Source organism: uncultured Bacteroides sp. (genome assembly GCF_902491285.1).
Classification (GTDB): Bacteria; Bacteroidota; Bacteroidia; order Bacteroidales; family Bacteroidaceae; genus Bacteroides.
This window is the reverse complement of the sequence record NZ_CABUHK010000040.1, coordinates 1-23,996: the sequence shown is the minus strand read 5'-3', so window position 1 is coordinate 23,996 and position 23,996 is coordinate 1. Positions and strand designations below refer to the sequence as shown.

Annotated in this window: 13 protein-coding genes; 2 read left to right on the top strand and 11 right to left on the bottom strand. The window is 42.9% G+C overall.

The genetic code is table 11. The features are described 5' to 3' along the window. Positions 1-12: 12 nt before the first annotated feature. From RDN93_RS11835 to RDN93_RS11790, 10 genes are all read right to left on the bottom strand, one after another. The gene (locus RDN93_RS11835; RefSeq protein WP_308745727.1) at positions 13-1,101 is read right to left on the bottom strand and encodes a hypothetical protein; all 1,089 of its coding nucleotides are present in this window, start codon (positions 1,099-1,101) and stop codon (positions 13-15) included. A 10-nt stretch (positions 1,102-1,111) separates the two neighbouring features. Then, entirely contained in the window at positions 1,112-2,284 is a 1,173-nt protein-coding gene (locus tag RDN93_RS11830) for a hypothetical protein (RefSeq protein ID WP_308745726.1), read from the bottom strand. Between the two features lie 15 nt (positions 2,285-2,299). Next, entirely contained in the window at positions 2,300-3,949 is a 1,650-nt protein-coding gene (locus RDN93_RS11825) for a BACON domain-containing protein (protein WP_308745725.1), read from the bottom strand. A gap of 32 nt (positions 3,950-3,981) precedes the next feature. After that, complete coding sequence (locus RDN93_RS11820; protein ID WP_308745724.1) at positions 3,982-5,718, bottom strand: DUF1735 domain-containing protein; 1,737 nt, start codon at positions 5,716-5,718, stop codon at positions 3,982-3,984. 17 nt (positions 5,719-5,735) lie between these two features. Next, positions 5,736-7,601, bottom strand: a complete 1,866-nt coding sequence (locus RDN93_RS11815; RefSeq protein WP_308745723.1) for a RagB/SusD family nutrient uptake outer membrane protein — start codon at positions 7,599-7,601, stop codon at positions 5,736-5,738. An 11-nt stretch (positions 7,602-7,612) separates the two neighbouring features. Continuing rightward, positions 7,613-10,753 (bottom strand): TonB-dependent receptor, encoded by a 3,141-nt coding sequence (locus RDN93_RS11810; protein WP_308745722.1) that lies wholly within the window; start codon positions 10,751-10,753, stop codon positions 7,613-7,615. Between the two features lie 362 nt (positions 10,754-11,115). After that, positions 11,116-12,327 carry a 6-bladed beta-propeller gene (locus tag RDN93_RS11805; RefSeq protein WP_308745721.1) on the bottom strand — a complete coding sequence of 404 codons (1,212 nt, stop codon included), beginning with the start codon at positions 12,325-12,327 and terminating at the stop codon, positions 11,116-11,118. 192 nt (positions 12,328-12,519) lie between these two features. Continuing rightward, positions 12,520-14,097, bottom strand: coding sequence for a hypothetical protein (locus RDN93_RS11800; protein WP_308745720.1), 1,578 nt, complete (start codon positions 14,095-14,097; stop codon positions 12,520-12,522). 53 nt (positions 14,098-14,150) lie between these two features. After that, positions 14,151-14,756, bottom strand: a complete 606-nt coding sequence (locus RDN93_RS11795; RefSeq protein ID WP_308745719.1) for a DNA-binding protein — start codon at positions 14,754-14,756, stop codon at positions 14,151-14,153. Between the two features lie 310 nt (positions 14,757-15,066). Beyond that, the gene (locus RDN93_RS11790) at positions 15,067-15,252 is read right to left on the bottom strand and encodes a hypothetical protein (RefSeq protein ID WP_308745718.1); all 186 of its coding nucleotides are present in this window, start codon (positions 15,250-15,252) and stop codon (positions 15,067-15,069) included. A 233-nt stretch (positions 15,253-15,485) separates the two neighbouring features. Between RDN93_RS11790 and RDN93_RS11785 the strand changes: the two genes are divergently transcribed. Together RDN93_RS11785 and topA are read left to right on the top strand one after the other, a co-directional pair. Beyond that, positions 15,486-19,553, top strand: a complete 4,068-nt coding sequence (locus tag RDN93_RS11785; RefSeq protein WP_308745717.1) for a two-component regulator propeller domain-containing protein — start codon at positions 15,486-15,488, stop codon at positions 19,551-19,553. A gap of 185 nt (positions 19,554-19,738) precedes the next feature. Next, a complete protein-coding gene (topA, locus tag RDN93_RS11780) occupies positions 19,739-22,090 on the top strand; it encodes a type I DNA topoisomerase (RefSeq protein WP_308745716.1) in 2,352 nt (783 codons plus the stop codon). A gap of 65 nt (positions 22,091-22,155) precedes the next feature. On the opposite strand, the gene argS is transcribed toward topA, so the two are convergent. Further along, positions 22,156-23,973: an arginine--tRNA ligase gene (argS, locus tag RDN93_RS11775; protein ID WP_308745742.1), complete on the bottom strand. Its 1,818-nt coding sequence runs from the start codon at positions 23,971-23,973 to the stop codon at positions 22,156-22,158. Between the last annotated feature and the right edge of the window lie 23 nt (positions 23,974-23,996).

Genomic DNA, 23,996 nt, shown 5'->3' with positions numbered 1-23,996 from the left:
GTTTATTTCCTTTTAGAAAGCTACATTCACCATATATGTATCGTTACCCGTTTCCAGATGTTCCCTTTGCAGTTCCACATCAGGAAGCCATACATATTTCTTTTGTCCCGCATCATCTATTATTTCCACCAAAAAACTGAACCAGTAAGAATATGGAAATAAATCCTGCGGTTCTTTCGGGGGAATATTCGGATCCGTCATATCCGGATGATATAACTTATACAAATCGGTTATTTCAACCATGCCACGTTTATTGGTAGTATAGGTTCTGTACACTTTTGGATATACATCCCGCTTGTTGTATTTGCCACCGGCACGGGTTCCATAGAAATTCACCGTATAGTTGGATTTCGGTTTACCTTTCTTATCAACCTTAATCACCAGCTTGCACGGGAAAACCTTGTCCGACAAATCTTTATCCAATGGCCTCATCTTTGCCGTATAATTAAACAGGGCAGAACAATAATCACTCCAGACACGATACCCGGTTCCCATATTACACTTGGGTGGAGTCAATTTTTCATGATTCACCGGATTATTCTCTGCAGCAATCATATACTGATATAAGTCCGTCGCACCACGAACATGCCCGTATTCATGTCCCAGATTGCTATATGTCCCCTGATTAGGATAAAGCGCATCCGTAAAAATATTGTGCGCTTCGCGAACATAGCACATCACCACCGATTGTCCGCTGGCTCCACCGCCTCCACAGGAAAGCCCTTCATTCTTCGCCCCTAATGCCAGGAACAGCACAAAGTCGTATTTTGACAAATCAAGCGGACCGAAAGCTTTTCTCTGAAACTCTTTGTATCTGTCCTTATCCCCTTGAATATCATATACACACAATTCGCCGGCAGGGACAAAACGGAAATAATAATTAAACTTATTAGGACTTTCATTCCAGAAACGGGTCGTATTGTGAAACATCTTCTGCAAGTTCTTCTTAAAATCCGCTTCTCCGCCATAACGTTCCAGATCTGCTTTGTCCACCCATACTTGTGCGCGATATTCAATCGTATCTTTCACATCCGCACTAAATACATGAGCTGCCCAGACAAGGCAGCTGCATGTTACTACTATATATCTTAAAACACCCATAGAAAACTCATTATATTTGTATTTCAAACACATAAGGCTCTTGTTGTCCTCCGTTCAGATATTCGGGAACGATGTCCAAGTCTGACAACCATACACACTTCGTCTGACCTCCGTCCAATTCCACTTCTACCACAAAACAATACCAACGGGAGAATGGGAACTCGTCAACAGGACTCTTAGGTGGCAGATTCGGAGTATTATTGTAATCGGGAATAAACATCCGGTATATGTCGTTAATCGTTAATTCACCGTTCGCATCAGTTTTTTTCTTCATGTAAGGCGAATTTCCAGGTGCTGCATATATATCCCTGAAAGACGCACGTGATCCCCAGAAATTTACCGTAGCGCGTTGTACCGGCTTACCATCTTTAGTTACCCGGACCAACATCTGCTTAGGATATGTACTTCTGGTCATATCAGAAGTAATCTGTTTATATTGCGCATTGTGATTAAATACCGCCGAGCAGTAATCACTCCATTCCTGATAACCTGTCCCCATGTTACACTTAGGATAATCATATGCAACATGGCTGATCGGATTATTTTCAGCCGGGATCATATACTGATATAAATCCTGTGCACCGCGAACATGACCATATTCATGTCCCAAATCGCTATATGTACCCTTTTCCGGCCATTTTTTGGCAAAAATATCATGGCTTCCTTCAAAATAAGACTGTACTACCGACTGTTTACTTGCTCCTCCACCGCCACAAGAAAGTCCGCCTTCACCCTTAGGACAATTCAAAGCCAGGAAAAGAACAAAGTCATACTTTTCGGTATTCAAAGTACCATATGCTTTATTTTTATACACATTATATTGTTCCTTGGTTTTCACGCCACTGCCTATTTCATAAATGACCAAATTGTCGTCTCCTTCACCCACAACCCATTCAAAACGGTAATCAAACTTATTGGTACTTTCATTCCAAAAAGTGGTAGTATTACGGAATAATGCCTCCAGATTCTGTCTGAACAGACGCTCACCACCATACAACTCTTCCATATCATTTTTCTCCACCCATACTTGCGCACGATAGGTAATCGTTTCTCCAACTTGAGGCTTATCTTGCGGCTTCTCAGCGATAAGTCCCGGATTGGTTATGTCGATTTCGAGATCACATGCAGCCAATACAAACAGGCTGCACGCTATTAATGCATATTTCTTTAAGTGCTTTATCATAACTCAATAATTTTATTATTCTACATTTGACCGATCCGAAACAAAGACTTCATCCAGACAAAGAGAGCCACTCCAGAATGTTTCATACATTGATATACGGACATATCGCTTCTGAATTCTCTCATCAGCCAATTTAGACCAATGAACAATACCCTCATAATGAGCATCATACCAATTACTATTATTGGATTGATCAGGATTCAAGTAATATATATCTTCTTTCTTGAAACCATTCCCTGTTACTTTTTCTACTACAGTCTCCCAACCACTTTCCAAATTATCACTAACCTCAATCATTATGGTTTGAGGAGCCGGAGCTGTCCATTGTAATCTCGGCATCAATCCGAAAGAGTCATATCCACGAGGATTCTCTCCTAGATCAAAAGTAAAGCTGACCGGATTACTATCCGTACCGGACTTCACCTCAATATGCGTATTCTTCGAACCTTGGTATGTAGCCCCTGCTTCAGCCTTATTCGCCGGCCAAAAATCATCAAACAGTTTAAAATAGCTGGCTACATTACTGGCACTACCTGTCCCCTCGCCACTATAGGCAGCCAAGCTCCACAAAGTCTTGCTTAATACAATACCATATCCCTGCATACACTGTTTAAAAGGAATTCTCACTTCCGCACCGGTTTTCTTGTTCTTTATAGCCACATCAGAGCGACGCTCCTTGTTAGTACTCACGTTTGCCAATACTTTCGCATATACTTTGCCTTCTTCCTGAGACAACTCCAACCACGTATTACTGCCGTTTAACTCCAAATCCGCAGGATTAATATTTTCACAAGTGGCAACCCAAATTTTATCATTTGCATCTGCGGCTACAATGAATTCGCTCTCTTGTTGACAGAACTCCTCATTCCAAACAATTCTTTCTACTCCATACTGCACAATCTTAACACTTTTTCTGGATGTTATATCTCCGGCAGTAGCAGTAAAATTAACTAATGCTTCACGGTAGATATTCCCTGTGTTTTCTTTAATTGTCAAAGCCAGAGTTTTAACTTCCGGTTCCGATGACGATGTTACCGAAGTCTCTGTAAACACGACCCAATCTACAACTTCTTCATCAGGATAAGTGATATCTATGCTTGGAGTAGCAGTTCCCTGATAAGTCAAGATATTGAGTTGTCGCTCGCCTTCCTCCGTAAATTCTTTAGGCAATGTCACATCAAAAGCCCCTTCAGCGTTCTTTGTAACAAAGACATCGTCCGGGAAACTTGCCTCATCAATCGTACCGACAATCAAGAGTTCCTCCACATTTCCCTGAACCACCGTAATTGTTTTCTTCACCGGAATCTCTCCTTTGGTGGAAATCACTACGGAAGCCTTGCGGTCTTTAGTTGTCTTATTATCAGCAATGCCCAATGACAACGAAGCAGAGCCGTTGCCCCCTTCTGCCGAAGGGGTTATCCATTCTTCGTCCTCAGTCGTCATATAAGAAACCTCTACTCCCCAAGCCTTATCAGTATGGATTTCCAACTTCACGGAACCTTTATATTCAGTAGGGAAAATCACTTTCCAGTGTCCGTCTCCTGCCTCTTCCAAAGTTTCGTTGCAAGATACAGTCAACGCATCGGGTGTCCAGTCCACCTCTTTCTCATCATTACAAGCCTGCAAACAAAGCAGACACGATAGTAATAAAAATATGTTTCTCATAAATATTTTATTTTAATCGTTTTTATATTCCATTATTTCTCAGAGACAAAGATTTCATCGAAGCAATGTGTACTGTACCATGAATCCCAAAAAGACAAACGTATATACCGATGATTCATATTCTCGCCTAGGTTATGCCATTTAATAAACTGTTTGGTAGTATACCAGTCATTCCAGTTACCGGCATCATGGGCATCCAGCTCACTTTTCGTAAATGCGTCTCTTTTCACACTACCTACAAGAGTCCAGTCTGTAATATCCTCACTACGTGTCAGTACGGCATCACTGACCTCTATCTTCATATACTTGGGAGAATTGCCCACCCATTGCAGGCGTGGCACTAACCCGACCGAATTATACGCGTGAGGGTTCTCACCCAAATCAAATACAATCTGTACAGGATCATCTTCCGAACCTTTACTGCTGATTTCTATGTATGACAACGTGTTTCCGGAACCTACCTCAGCTTTACTTGTCGGCCAGAAATTATCAAACAGCCTGCCCAAAGCGGATTCTTTGCCCGAAACATGGTCACTGTAACCTACTACGCTCCACAGAGATTTATTCAAGATGATTCCACAACCTTCCATACCTTGTCTGACAACAATCTCTTTTTCAAGCCAAGTCTCCTCATCAACAAGCTTAATCGTAGCAACACGCTCTTGCCATGTGGAAGTGTTTCTGCCGGTTACGGTAATACGGATTTTTCCGTTTGCATGGTTCACTTGCAACCAGTCCGGATTATCACCATACTTATCCTGAACAGAATATGATAAATCTCCAATCGCACTTACATCAGCAATCTCTTTATCAGACGGTATGTCGTCCGAAGCAAGGATAATATCGCCACCCTGCACATATTCTCCTTCCAAAATAACTTTACTGTCCAAAGAACCTTTGATTACAGTCAGCTTCAGCCAGTTTTCGTTCCCATCAGAAGCGACCTTGTCATTTGTCGTTCCCACACATACCGGAAGTATCCATTTGCCGTCCTGCATTTCCGCAGGTTTCAGGGTCAAGTAATTTTCCGCATATTTCTCACCGACAGGAATCTTCACGCTTGGCGCATACATAAATCCGGCAGTCAGCAAATGAGACTTTTCTTCTTCCGTAAGCAGGTTGTCTTCATCCTTATCATAACCATAAGTAACCACTAATTCCTCCGTCGTGTTAATATCCAGTTTGGCTGTAATATCAATCTGACGTTCAGTAGTCGCCTTGGACAAGTCTAGGAATACATTTCCTCTTTGCTCTCCTTCCGTGCCGTCAATCACCAATACCGGCTTCCTTATATCCAGCACCAAGATAAAATGAGATTTATCTACATAGACATCTTCTTCCGGTGTCAGGCTGCTTACAGACAAGGGAATGTAATAAACCCCATATCCTTTATCCTGAAGAAGCCGCTCTATTTTCAAGCTCAACGGCACTGCCACCTCATCCGTTCCTGCCTCGATCACAAAGTTACGGTCAAAGGAGTAATATTTCTCGTCCAGCATTTCATAGTCCGTACCGTTTTCCGTGTTATATTGAACCAGATAATTATAGTCCAGTTCCACTTTTCCCGCAAACTTGTTCTGATAATACCCTGCTTTATGAATCCATATATCATATACATGGTCATTGGCATTCATCACGTACAAGATTTCTTTCTGCAAATCACTTTTCGGGAAATAAGCAGTATCCCCCATCATGTAGTCAGTTCTGGTATCGGTACAGGAAGTTCCCAATAAAAGAGCTGCAAACAAAAAGCTTATATATTTTTTCATCGTTATCATCTTCTTTCTTACCATTTATAGTTCTGTACTAAATCTTGGTTCTTGTTAATCGCGCTCTGCGGAATCGGGAACAGATAGAAACTCGGTGTAAACACACGTTTCTCTATGACTGTACGCTGGAAAAAAGCATCTGGATACTCTTCCTTACCGGGAGTACCGGTAGCCTGGATATTCATGCCATGAATATTTCCCTTTTCTGTCGCTTCCGCTGTCAGCCAACGACGGCAGTCATAGAAGTTGACACCCTCGAAAGCAAATTCCACACGACGCTCACGATGAATCAGATCCCTTAATTTATCCTGGTCTTCCATAGCCTCAGGATAAGCTTCTTCTATGTTCTTCAATCCTGCACGGTTGCGCACCGCATTCCAATATGTCAGCAGATTCGGGTCTTTCAAGTCACCTACCTCGATAGTAGCCTCCACATAGTTCAGCAGAATTTCAGCGTAACGGATATAAGGCAATTCCCGTTTCACATTCTTTGTAGGACTGGCTTCATATTCCGGCATAGCCAACTTTGCCATATTATATCCTGTTGTAAAATGGTTGTGAGAAGCATCCGGCCCATTATTGCCGTTTTTATACATCTCCAGATAAATTCTTTCACCCGCTTTCTTTGGAATAAACCAAGACATACCGCCATACACTATCGACACATAAAAACGAGGTTCACGTCCCACAAACATATTATAAGTCTTCCTCTCCTTGTTCTCGCAGGGATTCGTAAACTGAGAATATCCGGCTTCCTTATACCCCGCTTCCGGATCAATAATCGGTGTGGTACGGTCTTCGTCCGCATACCCTATAATCGGGAAACGCCCGGTTTCCGACATTGCATACGCATCTACGATTTCCTGAGTCGGATTGTAGCCTCCTCCCCAACCACCGTTGCTGTTAGGAGCAAGACGCTTGTCAATAGTACCGCCGTCTTCGAGGTAAGAGAAAATCATTTCCTTATTCTGTGAAGTGGTAAATACGGATTTGTAAGAAGTATAAGGGTCAATCTCGCCCATATTGGCGCCACTTTCATACAGCACTTTGACAAGATCATAATTGCCGTCCTTTATCAGGCTCAAAGCAGCCTGACGTGCCAATTCCCATTTATTTTTGTCATACGTGGCAGAAAACAAAGGAGTACCATCCGCATTGCGAATATTAGCATACTTCGGGTTGCCATTGAATTGCGGGCTCGCCGACTGTAGGAGGATACGCGCCAGATAAGCCTTGGCAATTCCCCTGTTCATACGGACGTAGGTTTCACCCTCCGATTTCAAAGGCAGAGCGGAATTTTCTATTAGGTCGGTAAATTCATCCGTAATCCATTCAACGCATTCGTCCCATGTGTTACGTGCACGAAACATATCCGTACCGGTGAAATCCGGCTGTTCATCTTTCAACAGAATCACCGGACCGTACATACGCATCAACTGCGCATAGTAATAAGCACGTACACAACGTACCTCCGCTTTCCATTGCTCACGAGTGTCATAGGTCAGACGCGGATCCGGACATTTGTCTACATTCTGAAGAAAATACGTAGCTTCGCGGATCGCTTTATAAAAGGTGTACCATTTATCGTATTGCGCTGACGAAGCACTCCATACACCCATATCGAACGTATGCACATTCGTATAAGCCACATCAACGTCACTGGTGCTGTATGTATCCGGCATGCCAAAAGGATATGTATCACGGATATAGGAATAGACTCCGAACATGGCATTCTGTGTAGAGGAATAAGTCTCATAAATCTGGTCGGGCGAACGCAGGTCTTCGGGAGACGTATCCAGGAACGAATCACAAGACGACATTGTCAAGGCTGCAACAGCCGCAAACATAATACGTTTCATATAGTTGGATTTCATTATCAACATGTCTTTTAGTATTAGAAATTAATATTTAAACCTACATTAAACACACGTGTCGGAGGATACTTTCTTCCGTCGCCGGAACCCAAGTCCGGGTCGAACAGGTGCACATCCGGCGCCCAAGTCAGCAAGTTCACTCCCGATACATACAAGCGTAAATTCTGGATAGACATCTTTTCCAACCATCTTTTCGGGAAGGTATAACCTATTTCAGCATTCTTCAAACGAAGGAAAGCAGCATTACGCACCCAGAAAGATGATTTCTTTGTGTTATTATTGTCCAAGGCATCACTCGAACGTATCGTACGCGGATAACGGGCATTCGGGTTCGGATTGTCCACAGTCCAACGGTCTTCCATTACTCCTTTCAAGAAACCGTCGTTATTCTTATAACCGGAAGTAAACGGAACTATCGTAGAGCCTTCTTCAAACAATGATACACGAGCCGTACCCTGAAAGAAAATAGATATATCAAAACCTTTCCATTCTATCGCACCACCAAAACCATATGTAATTTCCGGAACATCACAATAACCGATAGGCATCTTGTCATAGTCATCAATCACACCGTCACCGTTCAAATCACGATACTTGATGTCACCCGGACGCAAACGGCTATGATTACCTTCGCTAAACTGAATCGGGCTACGATTGATTTCTTCCTGCGACTCGAACAACCCCACTGCTTCCCAACCAAATTTCTGATAGATTTTCTGACCGACAGAATTCATCCACGGATATTTATTCAAGGCATCACCGTTGCGTAGAATTTCATTATTGGCGTAGGTAAATGTTCCACGTCCGGTCACATTCACCTGCCCGATTCTGTCATGGTATTCCAACGAACCGTCAAAACCCCAGCTTTTCATCTTACCCACGTTTACCATAGGTACGGTAGTCATACCCACATAAGCAGGGATATTGTTGTTGCGCACAAAAATATGATCGCGCACATCGTGGTACCAGTCACCTTGTATTTCCAGTTTGTTGAACAAGCCCAACTCAAAACCATAATTCTGCTTGGTTGAAACCTCCCAGCCGACATTCGGGTTGGCAACTTCATTTACACGCTCGCCGCCAGTCTTTGTATAATTGCCATATACATAATTGCCCGTAGTAGCCACAGTGCCCAAATAGATAAAACGGACATCCCCGCCAATCTGGTCATTACCTACCTGACCGACAGATGCCTTCAATTTCAACTTGGAAACCACATCAGCCAACGGAGCAAAGAACTTTTCATTGGATATGTACCATCCCACAGCCACAGCCGGGAAGAAACCGACGCGATGACCGGCAGCGAAATTCTCGGAACCATTATATCCGAAGTTTCCCTCAATAAAGTAACGGCTATCGTAATCATAAGTCAGACGTCCCGCAATACCTTGATTCTTATACGGCAATGATTTGATAGAAGATATATTGTCTTTATAACTCTTATTCCTGTATGTTTCATTCTTCACCCGTTGATTATACAGGAACAGGGCGCCTACACGATGTTTTCCGAACAAACGGTTGTATGTAATAGAAGCCTCCAGGTATGTGGCATTATTTCCACCGGACTTATTATCAAACCACGGTCCGCCCTTCGCAGTCTCCGGTTCGGAGTTGAATACCAAATCCCCATTTGCGTCACGCCGTATCGCATGCCAGATTTCATCTTGCTGCGTGTACTTGTTGCCATGCCATGCTTGCGTATCAAAGGCAAACTTGACATTAGCCTTCAATCCTTCGGTTATAAAAGAAAAATCCTGATCCAGGCTGACCATTGAGTTCAATGTACTTTGCCAATCCTCCACATATCCGGCTCTGGTCACCTGCCAATAAGGATTCGTAACTCCTTTTTCTCCTCCCCAATATCCATTGGAATATTGAATAGGGAAAGCATTAGGATTCAAAATAAAAGCACTTTTCCAGACTCCTTCCGAGTCAGCGGCATCTCTCCTTTTTGTAAGGAATCCTCCCAAAGTCAGTGAAAGAACCGTAGTAGGATGCAGGTTAATATCCACATTCGAGCGGAAGTTATAACGCTGATAATCCGGATTACCATTATAAGAATCTCCTTTTCCAGTCATGAACAGACCGTCTTCATGGTAGTAACCGGCAGAAATAAAGTAACGCGCAATCTCACCACCACCGCTTACGTTGGCAGTCACACGCTGATTGAAAGTATGTTTTTTGAATACGGATTTCAACCAGTTCACATTCGGATACAAATCCTGATCGGTACCGTTTCTGTATTTTTCTATGTCACTTGCACTATATGTTCCGGGAGCCGCTTCATTATACATCGTAGCAAAATCCACCGCATCCGCCATTTGCGGAATCTTGGTAGGTTGCACCATACCGGCTTCCATCTTAATGGATATTTTCGGTTTCCCTTCTGAACCGCGTTTTGTCTTCACCAACACAACACCGTTTGCTCCACGCACACCATAAAGCGCTGTAGCCGTTGCATCCTTTAATAAGGAAAAACTTTCAATTTCTTCCGGGTCGAGCAAATCGAGCGAGCGCTCCACCCCGTCCACCAGAATCAATGGTGTCTTGTTTGCACCGAACGTAGAAATACCGCGAATCCAAAATTCAGCCGAACTACCCGGAGAACCGTCACGCTGGATAGACACGACGCCACCCAACTGACCTGCCAGATTAGTGGAAATAGAAGCACTGGGCACTTTCAGATTGCTGACACTCAACGTACTGATAGAACCGATCACGCTCTCCTTGCGTTGTGTACCGTAACCTACCACCTGCACTTCTTCGAGCACAGTATTGTCAGGAGCCATCTCAATAAGCAGATTATTGGCCGAAGGGGAGATTTCTTTTTCTATCGTAGCATAACCCAAATAGCTAATCACGAGCGTCACAGTTTTCCCTCCCGGAATATTTATATTAAAATTGCCATCCATATCGGTGGTACCTCCCACACTGGTATCCTTCAACCACACACTGGCACCGATAAGTGTCTCCTTTGTACCTTTATCTACAATCTTGCCGGTAAGTTTTCGAGCAGCAGCTTTCTTACCTTCCTGATATATTTCAGTCACTGCGTCAGAAGCGTGCACCGACGCAAAAGGTGCTGCAAAAAGATAAATAATGATAAGAGCACTACCCAATCGTTGCAATGAAAAACTTAACTTTCGTGCAATTCCATTCATAATACATGATTTAATGTTATTAAAATAAGTTTGAGATGCTTTAGATTGTTGCAACTAATATCTAAATTCGCACTGACAAAGATAACCGAGAAAACAATTCTCCCTGGCGAATCCCGTACAAAAGAACAAGAAAATAGTAAAACGACACTTTTTTCTCATACTTGCACAGGACCTTCACCAATTATTATCCAAGTCTTGAACTATTTTATCCAAGTTCGTTTTTCAATGCTTTTACTATCAAAAGTGCCTTACTTCAATTAGCATCATAAGGTGATTAAACTAATTGAAGTAAGGCACTTAGCACAAAGCAACTAGCACTTGCGGGATTTAGAACTCCCGAATATTTGCCATCTACGAGTCCGCTATTTATTTCTCATTTTAGCAAAGAGAACCACATTATTTCCGTCTTCATCCAACGAGCTCATTAACGCTTGAGTACGTTTCCGTACATCACTGGGAAGCTCTTTTCGCGCCAGCTCTTTTTCTAGCGTCTCTTTTAATTGCGCAGGTTCCATGTTGGCAATATAATAGCCATTACTGAACGAAGGCCATATCTGCATCTTCTTCGTTCCCAGGAAATCATTATACAAATGGAAATAGTTGCCGTGCAGGGTTTGTTTGTCTACGATATATTTGGCCGGTTTACTTCCACTCCAGGTATTTGCCGACACTTGCACCGGAACAGAAACATCTCCGACAAAGTGACGCGGATATTCGGTATAACCATGCCATGGAATTTTTTCCTTATTCGGATAATTCGCTGTAAACCGGGCTTCGAGCCTATTTTGCTGCGCATTATAATGATACAAACTATCCACACGCGGAGAAGGTACGATAGTCATCAACATAACGCTGTAATCGGGAGTGTTCTTGTCCATAAATACTTCATTGCTGAAATCACGCGGAACCGTGAGATGCCGGGCAGGAATAAAATTTTTGCGTTTTCCTTCAAAATCCTGCGTCCATACTACAGCCGGAGAACCTTGGAAAGGCAGTGTTGTCACCGTTACTTCCGACTTCCCGGTGTCGACTCTGAATTGTCCTTTAGGGACGCGCAGACACAAAGGAATGGGAGTTTGCGGAACTCCTTTCAAGTCGAATACCAGCAGTTTATCACTTTGCCAGGGTAGAATATAAATACGGTTGTGTGCCTCGTCCAATTGTTCGGAGTAGGTGTTTGCATACTCATTCGGCCCTTGTCCGTAAGCCCCGATAGTAGTGATGAATTTGCCATCACGGGTGAAAAGCTTGTATGGAGTCTGTTTTTTGTTACTCACCAAGATATAATTATCACTGACTGTGGTACGAACCCAGCCTCCTACCAATGCCTCATCCTTATCTTCCAACTTCACCACTTGAAGTTCTTCGGTCAAATAACTAAGTGGTATATCCACGGTATCTTTCAACGCTTTTAAATCACAGGAAATCAACGTCCCAGTAGGTGTTGTGATTCGCTTTGCCGCAACTGGAGACAGAGCCAAAGGGTCTTTTGTCGCTTCACTATTGCATATAAAAGCAACCAATGAAAATAGACAAAAAGTACACAAAGTCAAAATCATAATTTTCTTTTTCATACGAACATATATTTAGTTAGTTTCAAATGAATATTGAGACAAAAGTAGAGTGAAACCAACTGAAAAACAAAAAATGTGGCGGACAAAAAGAGTAACACGTATTGCCGACATACCATTGATTATCAATATAATAAACAACAATTCCATTCATTAAGAGGTGGACAACTCTACTGAAACGACCCAAATCAACAGCTAAAACGCCTTAAAAAAACTGTCTAAACTTACATTTTCATCTATAATCCCCAACTTGTCTGTTTTAATACGATATTTGCGTTTTGTAATGGCTGCTTTACTAACACAATAAATATCTGAAAGGTCTTGCATGTTAACATTAATCTTGACGAGACAACAGAAACCAATATCCTTATTGTTCAATGACGGATAGGTTTGTTCCAGCCTTGCCGCAAAATGGTCAAAAGCTTCGTTGACAACAGAAATCACCTCTATCCACTCCGCATCGGTCACCACTATCTTTCGACTAGAAGCCACCTCATCCTGACTTTCATCATTATGGAGCGAAGGTAATTTCCGGAAAAAGGCTATCCGTCTGAAAAGTGCCTCACGCAATTCCGCTTCTTTATTTTGCAAACGGATTTCTTTCTCCCGTAGTCCGCTTAGCTCCGCCTCTTGATGCAGCAAAAGATTTTCCCGTTGCAGCCGTTTCTTCTTCTCCTTCTGATAAAAGAAAAACGCTATAAAACCAATACTAAGCAAAGCTGTTACAATGCCCAGCATCCATAGTTCTTTTTCGCGTTGTTTCAAATGCAACTGGTAGAGTTCGTTTTTTAATTTAAGCTCATTATATTCTCTTCTTTGTATTTCCGCCTTGGTACTAGTCAGTATATCGTCCTTGATCTTATTTTCTTTTTGCTTGATATAGAAAGCCTGTTCCGGATATTCTTTCTCATTGATTAAGTTAAATAAGAGCGCGTTCGCTTCCACGGCAATAAAATCTGAAGAGGAAGTCGCAGCCTGCTGATAGTAATACTTGGCAGAGTCCACTTGATTCAAAGCCGCATAAGATTTGCCGCGAAGGAGAAAATAGTGCGGAATGACATGACGGCTATGTCGTTGAGCTGACAATTGACGAAGATACAATTGTGCTGCCTGAAAATCTTTTCTTTCCAAACTGGTAGTCAATAAGTTCTCCAATATATGATAATTCAAATATCGGTAATTGGGAGAATCCGCAAACTCTTCCATTAGTTGCAGAGATTCTTGTGTATACCTGTCATGCTCCTGCACCTTTTCCAAAAGTTGAAAATATAACTTACTTGCAGAAAAATAGGCAAGAGTATCTTTGTGCTTACGAGTTAGCTGCCGACTGCTGTCTGCCATGTCCAACGCCTGTTCATAATCCTTATTTCTTGAATATGCCACTCTTTTAAGACCATACAATTGTGTTCTTAATGTATCATTCAGCAATCGTTCGTGCAGAAGAGCATCCGAAAGCAATAATGTAGAATCCGGCTGGTTCCGATATAAATAGGAAGCACTCTGCTCCACACGTGCTTGCAAACATTGAGATAACTGCCTATTTTGCGTATAGTGATGAATGGCAGTCTGCAATAAAGAATCAACAGGTTTCCCGGTCTTCCACAAAGTTGCCTTATAGGATAAAAAGTAATAATCTCCCTGCTGCTTAGAAGATAAATTCTCCGGCTTGTCTATTTGTTGCAAATAAAAGAATATACTATCGACGGAAACATTCTCCATCTGCATAGCCTTCTTCAAAAGAGAAGATGGGGCATGCTGACAACCGACCAGCATGATGAGCCATCCGGTGAACAGAAATATACTACAATGATACTTATTTTTATCTCTTACACTACTTTTATATACACCACCGAACGCCCCAATCCATATTTCTGCAACACGCCTTGTTCGATAAAAGCATTGATATCCTGCAGTGCCTGCTTTTTAGTTTTCCCCGTAAGTCTCATATAATCTTGTCGGTTAATACATGGATGCTCTTCAAAAAAAGAGTTTAAGCGTTGCAAGCATTTCTTTTCATCCAACGGATTTTTCACACGAAAAGGTGAATTGCAGCGTTGAAGTTCCAATGAAGTCTCAATATCTTTCTTAAACTGACGATTAATCCGTAAATTGATACCTTTAAGAGATACCGATGGAGAACGTAAGTCTTCCGGTTCCACCACCTTTTTGTCAACACTTAGAGAAAGAGAGAAATAACCGATATCCCCCAGCTCTACCGAAAAACCTTTCAGAAGCAAATGCTTCAACGTGCTCGAAATTGCTTCAATAGAGCCTACCAACTGCGCATGAGGAATATGCTCAAGGGCTGTCACCATATCTATAAATTCACTTGCCGTATAGCTACCTTTCAATACCACACGTGCATGTAAAGGCAGTTCTTTCCCATCCTTATCAGGATTAGGGGTTTCATAGAGATCATAATTTACACTCATTATCTTTTCTTTTTTTATTAGGGAAGTTTAATTTCCCTTCTCTCTTATATTAGTATTCCAACCTGCAATTCAATTATCGTTCAACAGATGTGGAACGATTGTTCTATAAATGTAGAACTGTTGTCCGACAACTGTTGAACGATAATTGAGATGCTAATGAGGCAAATGTACGTAGAATAAATGTATATTATTCTATGCAAAGCGGATTTTTATTTCCACCATCTCATCTGTTTGTCTATTTCTTCATCCCTAATTATCGACACTCAATTCATGAACTTTAGATTTTACACAACCAACAGTTCAAACAAGTTCACTTTACTTCTTCAGCATTCAAATACTTTATGGCAGCTTCCAAAACTTCATCGCGCCCCTGGCGTATGCCTTGAATTGTACTTTTAACTTCAATATCAGGAAGAATGCCGATTTGTTGGTTTTCCGACTTATCGGGATAGTAATCTGAATCAGTATATTCCCACATGGATATTTCTACCGGCACGTTATTATTCCTGTGCAGAAAATAGTAGCTATGCTAGGTTCATCAAATAATGCCCATATACCCGAACGGTGAATATTCACCAATAATTATCCAAGATTTGAACGATATTTTCGTTCACTCTCAAAAGTTCTTTTTCAGCGCCAAAAAGATTGTGTATCATTTGTTTTTGCTACTTATTCTTCCTAATATTGTCCTATACTAAATGAAAACAATACGGATTAAACGATTCTCCCATGAAAAAACTACTCCTTCTGATAGTCGTACAAATCCTGTGTATGCACACATTCGTTGTGAATGCACAGCGTATTTTCTCCACTTCATACACGATGGACGACGGGCTGGCTGCCAACAGGGTATATAGTATCCTTCAGGATTCATGCGGTTTCATGTGGTTCGGTACGGACGACGGGCTGAGCCGGTTTGACGGAATCAAATTCAAGAATTACTATTTATCAGAATACATAAACGCTACGACAAGCAACAGCGTCAAGAAGATATTTATTGACCGCAGGGGTAAAATGTGGATCGGACTGGACAGCGGCATTGTCATTTATGATTCCCAAACGGATACGTTCAGACCTTTCAACGCGAAAACAGAAACGGGGGAGACGATACAGACTTATGTTGTCGACATGATAGAAGACAATGACGGAGAAGTGTGGATTGCGACAAACGGCAAAGGACTTTACCGGTTTTCTCCTAATGACGAAATCAGGCTCCGTGTCTATCGGAACATTCCCGGAGAATCGAATTGTATCTCACAGAATATTCTGATGACATTGCAACAAGACAGTAAACAGAATATATGGATAGGTACGTATTCGGAAGGGTTATGCTGCTTCGACAAACACAAAAATACATTTGTCACTTACAAAAGAAGCAATCTGCCCGACAGTTTATCAGATAACTCTATCCAAAAAATATTAGAGGACTCACACGGCAACCTGTGGATAGGAACTTTCCAGAACGGGCTCGACTTATTTAATCCCGCAACACGGACATTTACCAATTATCAGGATAAAAGTCCGAACAACCTATTATATCATATTCACGATATTAAAGAATACCGGCCGGGAGAATTATTTATCTCGTCCGATAACGGCATAGGAATCTTCAAGGCAGACAAAGGAGAAATCATACAATCCGACAATCCGAATCTTAAGATAAGAACCGGAGCGAATAAGTTTATCTATTCTATTTATATAGATAAGGAAGAAAGCCTGTGGTTGGGGTCCTATTTCGACGGCATCAAGTTTTATTCGGCTTTTCAGAATAACTTTAAATATTATAGTTGCTCATTATCGGCTACCGCACAGGCAGGAAAGGTAGTGAATGTAATAAAAGAAGGCAAGGACGACCAATACTGGATAGGAACTGACGATAACGGAATTTTCCGGTTCAACGCCAAGACACAGGAAATCACGCCCTTCCGGGATGCAGCAAGTATAGGTACTACTTACTATTGCATACATGACCTGCTGGTAGACGGTGACAAATTGTATGCCGCCACTTATGGACGGGGGATGGAAGTATTTGATTTAAAAACCGGAAAAGTGGAAAGCTACCTGTATAATCCGGAAGATTCAACATCCATATCCTCTTCCCGGGTTTTCATATTATATAAAGCCAGCAACGGATACATCTACGTAGGTACTTCCAACGGTATCTGCTGCTATAATCCCCAACAAAAGAAATTTACCAGAATGGGGTCTTTTGCAGGCAGAATATCTGCTATCATAGAAGACTATCACGGAAAAATATGGATAGGAACAAGCATCAGCGGTCTTTACTCATACAACATCAAGACCGGGAAAACCACCGCCTATCAACGTTCGGACAACCCGAATTCAATCACTAAAAATGTGATTACCACATTAGCTATCGACAACAGAAAACGACTATGGGTAGGAACTTACGGACAAGGATTATGCAGATATAATGAAGATTCGGACAACTTCACCCGATATGACCATTTGGAACTGCCCAACAAAATCATCACTTCTATCATCCCCAAAGGAGATTTATTATGGATTAGCACTAATAAAGGACTTGCCGTATATAATCCCGACACGGAATATCTGAAAACTTACTCCAAATCAAACGGACTTTATAATGAGCAGTTTACGCCTCGTTCGGGAGTTGAATCTTCTGACGGAAAATTATTCCTAGGGTCAACGGGCGGCTTCTGTTATTTCTTTCCACAGGATTTGCGTGAAAACACATACAATCCGCCTGTTGTTCTCACCAACATGACCATTTTCGGAAAGGAAGTACAGGCTAATATACCCGACTCGCCTATCCAACGGTCTATCGGATATACGGATGAAATCATTCTGGAATATAACCAGTCCATGATAGGATTCGACTTTGCGGCTCTCAGCTATATCGCCCCTAAAGAAAACAACTACCAATATATGCTGGAAGGCTTGGACAGCGGTTGGCAATTCACAAAAGGGAACAACAATCATCTTTCTTATGCCAACCTTCCTGCCGGCGAATATGTGTTAAGAATCAAGGGAACCAACAGCGACAAAATATGGAGCAGTAACGAGATCCAACTAAAAATCAAAGTGCTGCCGCCATTTCTCCAGTCTCAACTGGCATATATTATTTATGCAATTATGCTGCTGATTATACTGTTACTCACCGTATGGTATTACATCAAGCGCACGGAAAAACGGCAGAAAGCACGCATGAAAAGGTTGAATGATGAAAAGGAAAAGGAACTATATAACGCAAAGATTGATTTCTTCACCAACATCGCCCACGAAATACGAACTCCGTTGAGCCTTATCATCGGTCCGCTGGAATATCTGATGAAGACCACGAGCATCAACAATGTCTACGGAGAATACCTGAGTATCATCGAACAGAACTATAAACGCCTGTACGCACTCGTCACCCAACTGCTGGACTTCCGGAAAGTGGATTCGGGAGCTTACAAACTGTCTTATGACTCTTACCGGGTGAAAGACACAATAGCCAAGGTCACCTGTATCTTCGAACTATCTACAAGACAAAAGAAAATAAGCATTGATACTTCATCAATCTCCGAAAAGCTGACTATGATCACAGATGAGGAAGCATTCACCAAGATTATCAGCAACCTGTTAAGCAATGCCCTGAAATACGCCAAAAGTAGGATTAGCGTCACTGCGATGGAAAATGATTCAGAAATAATAATTACCGTCACAGACGACGGTATCGGCATCACCGACCAGGAGAAGACTAAAATATTCGATGCTTTTTATCAGGTTAAAAACAACAGCGAACTGAATAAACTGGGAATCGGTATCGGACTCCACATGACACGCTCTCTTATCCAACTGATGAATGGTAAGATTGAAGCTAAAGACAGGGAAGACGGCAAAAGCGGGGTTGCCATTTCCGTACACTTCCCAAAACAAGCCGCCATCAGTGCCGCCCCACCAATGAAACGGGTAGAAGACACGATTATCGCAGAAATCAACGCGGAAGAAGGAGAGCCGGAAAGTGTTCTGCCGGATGAACCGATAAAGAAACAGTACGCCGTGATGGTAGTAGACGACAATCCGGAAATTCTTGATTTCCTCTCCAAGATATTGTCCGAGGAGTATTTTGTCATCTCCGCATCAAGCGGCGAAGAGGCTTTGCTGATTCTTGAAAAGAATAACATAGACCTTATCATCAGCGATGTGATGATGGAAGAGATGGACGGATTCGAGTTGTGCGGCAAAATCAAAACAGACATCAACATTTCCCATGTCCCTGTTATTCTCCTTACCGCAAAGACGGACACGGAAAGCAAGATTAAGGGACTGGAATCCGGTGCCGACGCCTACATAGAGAAACCGTTTTCCCCTTTCCATCTGAAAGCGCAATTGCGCAATCTGCTAAAGAAGAGGGAAAAGCAACAGAAAACATATGCTTCCACTCCATTGTCCGACTTGCACTCGGCTGTTCATAATAAGTTGGATGAAGAGTTTATGAAGAAATGCACGGATATTATATTGAATAATATCGAAGATTCGGAATTCTCCGTCAGCACGCTGGCACAGGAGCTGGGCATGAGCCGAACCTCGGTATTCACTAAAATCAAAGGGATTATCGGCATGACTCCCAATGACTTTATCAAAATCACCCGGTTGAAGGAAGCTTGCCGGATGATGATAGAGGGTGAATACAGGGTGACTGAAATAGGATTCCTTGTCGGCTTCAGTTCTTCTTCTTATTTTGCCAAGTGTTTCCAGAAACAATTTGGCATGCTGCCGACAGAGTTCCTCAAAAAAGCCAAGGAGAATCCTTCATCCATCATGGAGTAAACACACACGGGCAATCTGTTTTTCTCAAAACTAAATCTTAAGATTTACCAATGTTAATCTTAGCTTTTACACATGTAAATCTTAAGAATTTATTAAATTCTCCTTATATTATAAGGTAGGGAGAATCTTTTTTTCTACTTTTGTTCCCGAATATTGTGGTACAAGCCATTATAAAAGAAAGAATTATGCAGAAAAACCTTGTCATTGTCGAGTCTCCGGCAAAAGCAAAAACGATTGAAAAGTTTCTTGGGAAAGATTTCAAAGTCCTTTCAAGTTACGGACATATACGCGATCTGAAGAAAAAAGAGTTCAGTATCGACGTAGAGAAGAATTTTAAACCCAATTATGAAATTCCGGCAGACAAAAAGGCTCTGGTTAGCACACTGAAAGCAGAAGCGAAAGAGGCAGAAACCGTATGGCTCGCATCCGATGAGGACCGCGAGGGAGAGGCTATCGCCTGGCATCTGTATGAGGTCTTAAAACTAAAACCGGAAAACACAAAACGAATCGTATTCCATGAAATTACGAAAAGCGCTATCTTAAAAGCTATCGAACAACCGCGCGATATTGACATCAATCTCGTGAATGCACAGCAGGCACGACGTATCCTGGACCGTATCGTAGGTTTCGAACTGTCTCCCGTCCTTTGGAGAAAAGTGAAACCGGCCCTTTCGGCAGGACGCGTACAGTCGGTTGCCGTCCGCCTGATTGTAGAGCGCGAACGCGAAATCCATGCTTTCAAGTCAGAAGCGGCTTATCGTGTGACCGCCGTTTTCCTCGTGCCCGACACTGACGGGAAACTGGTGGAAATGAAAGCCGAACTGGCCCGCCGTATCAAAACGAAAAAAGAAGCAAAGGCGTTCCTCGAAGCTTGCCAGGGAGCTAAATTTGCTATCGAAGATATTACCACCCGTCCGATAAAGAAAACACCGCCCGCACCGTTCACTACGTCTACATTGCAACAGGAAGCTGCCCGCAAACTGGGATATACCGTTGCACAGACCATGATGCTGGCACAGCGCCTGTACGAATCGGGATTCATCACTTATATGCGTACGGACTCTGTCAACCTGTCGGAATTTGCAACGACGGGCAGCAAGGACGCTATCATCAAGATGATGGGCGAACGTTATGTACATCCCCGCCACTTTGAAACGAAAACCAAAGGGGCGCAGGAAGCGCATGAGGCAATCCGTCCTACCTATATGGAGAATCAGTCCGTAGAGGGTTCGGCACAAGAAAAGAAACTGTACGACCTGATTTGGAAGCGTACCATCGCCTCACAAATGGCAGACGCGGAACTGGAAAAGACAACTGCAACCATTACCATTAGCGGAAGCAGCGATGTGTTCACTGCTGTCGGCGAAGTGATTAAGTTCGACGGATTCCTGCATGTTTACCGTGAATCTTATGACGATGACAGCGAGCAAGAAGATGAAAGCCGCCTGTTGCCACCTTTAAAGAAAGGTCAGAAACTGGAACACGGTCCCATCATCGCAACCGAACGTTTCACCCAACGCCCGCCACGCTATACGGAAGCCAGTCTTGTACGCAAGTTGGAAGAACTGGGTATCGGCCGTCCGTCTACGTATGCGCCTACTATTTCTACTATCCAGCAACGCGAGTATGTAGAAAAGGGAAACAAGGACGGGGAAGAACGCAACTTTAATGTACTGACACTGAAAGACAATCAGATTGAAGACGAAAACCGTTCCGAAATTACCGGAGCGGAAAAATCCAAATTATTCCCCACGGATACGGGTACGGTAGTAAACGACTTCCTGACCGAATACTTCCCGGATATTCTGGATTACAACTTTACGGCAAGCGTAGAAAAGGATTTCGACGAGATTGCAGAAGGAGGAGTGCAATGGACTTCCATCATGAAGACTTTCTATGATAAATTCCATCCATCGGTAGAAAACACATTGGCAATCAAGACGGAACATAAGATAGGAGAGCGCATTTTGGGAGAAGACCCGGCAAGCGGAAAGCCTGTTTCGGTGAAAATCGGACGTTTCGGGCCGATGGCACAAATCGGCACGGCGGAAGATGAAGAAAAGCCGCGGTTTGCCCAATTGAAAAAAGGACAATCCATAGAAACTATCACACTGGAAGAAGTTCTGGAGTTGTTCAAGTTACCCCGTACGTTGGGCGAATACGAAGGAAAGACGGTCAGTGTAGGTATCGGGCGCTTCGGTCCTTACGTTCTGCATAATAAAGTATATGTATCACTGCCGAAAACAATGGATCCGATGGAAATCACGCTGGAAGAGGCAGAACAGTTGATTCTGGAGAAACGTACAAAAGAAGCCGAACGCCACATCAAGAAGTTTGAAGAAGAACCGGAACTGGAAATTCTGAATGGTCGTTTCGGGCCTTATATTACTTATAAAGGTAACAACTATAAGATTCCTAAAGATATCGTCCCACAGGATTTGAGTCTGCAAAGTTGCTTGGAGTTAATCAAGATACAAGACGAAAAAGGGGAAACGTCTTCCTTCAAACGAGGAAAACGAACCACCAAGAAAAAATAAAAAACAGGGTGTTGGCCATATCTGACCAACACCCTGTTTTTTTATTTAAAAAGTTCCAGAAGTTCTTACATTCTGGAAGGTACTTCGATACCCAGCAAACCCATTCCCAGACGAACGACTTTTGCAACATTGGCCGACAGAGCGATACGGAACACTTTCACCGCTTCATTCTCTTCTCTCAGAATGCTATAATCATGATAGAACTGGTTGTATTCTTTCACCAGGTCGTAGGTATAATTTGCGATAATAGACGGGCTGTAATCCTCGCCTGCCTGCTTCACAACAGCGGCAAAGTCGGCAACCATTTGAATCAGACCTTCTTCTTTGTCACTCAATTCAATACCGGCAGGAATCTGTTCGGGTATCACAATTCCCGATTCGGCAGCCTTGCGCAGTACGGACTGGATACGGGCATAAGTATATTGGATGAACGGTCCTGTGTTACCGTTGAAGTCGATAGATTCTTTCGGGTTGAATGTCATATTCTTACGGGCATCGACTTTCAGGATGAAATACTTCAAAGCACCCAGACCGACGATACGGGCAATATCATCCGCCTCTTCCTGTGTCAAACCGTCCAGTTTGCCCAGCTCCTGAGAAGTTTCTTTGGCAGTGGAAATCATCTCTTCCATCAAGTCGTCAGCGTCCACCACCGTACCTTCACGGGATTTCATCTTACCTTCCGGCAGTTCCACCATTCCGTAAGAGAAGTGAACCAGGCTCTTGCCCCATTCGAAGCCGAGCTTGTCAAGCAGGATAGAAAGTACCTGGAAGTGATAGTTCTGTTCATTTCCTACTACATAAATCATCTTGTCAATGGGATAATCGGCAAAACGGAGTTTAGCCGTGCCGATGTCCTGCGTCATGTAAACAGATGTGCCATCACCACGGAGAAGCAATTTATGGTCTAGTCCTTCGGCAGTCAGGTCAGCCCATACAGAGCCGTCTTCCTTCTTGAAGAAGAAACCTTTTTCCAGTCCTTCCATCACTTTCTCTTTTCCTTCGAGGTAGGTATTGGATTCATAATATATCTTGTCGAAGCTGACACCCATCTTCTTGTAGGTTTCATCGAAACCGGCATATACCCAATTGTTCATCATTTCCCACAGTCCGCGTACTTCCGGGTCACCCGCTTCCCACTTCACGAGCATTTCACGGGCTTCCTGCATCAACGGGGAAGCAGCTTCCGCTTTCGCCTTCGCTTCTTCGTCATTCATTCCCTGTGCTGTATATTCAGCCATCAGTTCCTTGACTTCCGCCTTATAATGCTTATCAAAAGATACATAATAATCACCGACCAGATGGTCGCCTTTCTTGCCGGAAGTTTCGGGAGTTTCACCGTTGCCGTATTTCTTCCATGCCAGCATGGATTTACAGATATGGATACCGCGGTCGTTTACGATATTGGTCTTTACTACCTTGTTGCCGTTTGCTGCCACGATATTGGCCAATGCGTTACCCAAAAGGTTGTTACGCACATGTCCCAGGTGAAGCGGCTTGTTCGTATTCGGAGAAGAATACTCAATCATCACCAGCGGCGAAGTTTCGGTAGCTTTCACCACGCCATATTGTTCGTCAGCCTGAATTTCATTCAGCAACCCAATCCACGTAGCCGATGCGATAGTCAGGTTCAGGAACCCTTTTATCACGTTAAAAGCGGCTACTGCCGGTTCGTTAGCCTTCAGATATTCGCCGATTTCCTGCGCCGTCTGTTCCGGGCCTTTCTTCGACATTTTCAGAAAAGGGAACACGACCAACGTCAGATGTCCTTCAAATTCTTTTTTGGTCTTTTGGATTTGCACCATCTTTTCAGGGACTTCCTGACCGTAGAGTGCCTTCAGTCCGCTGATAACGGACGCTACAAGTTTATCTTCTATCTTCATAATCAAGTTGTTTCTTGCGCGCA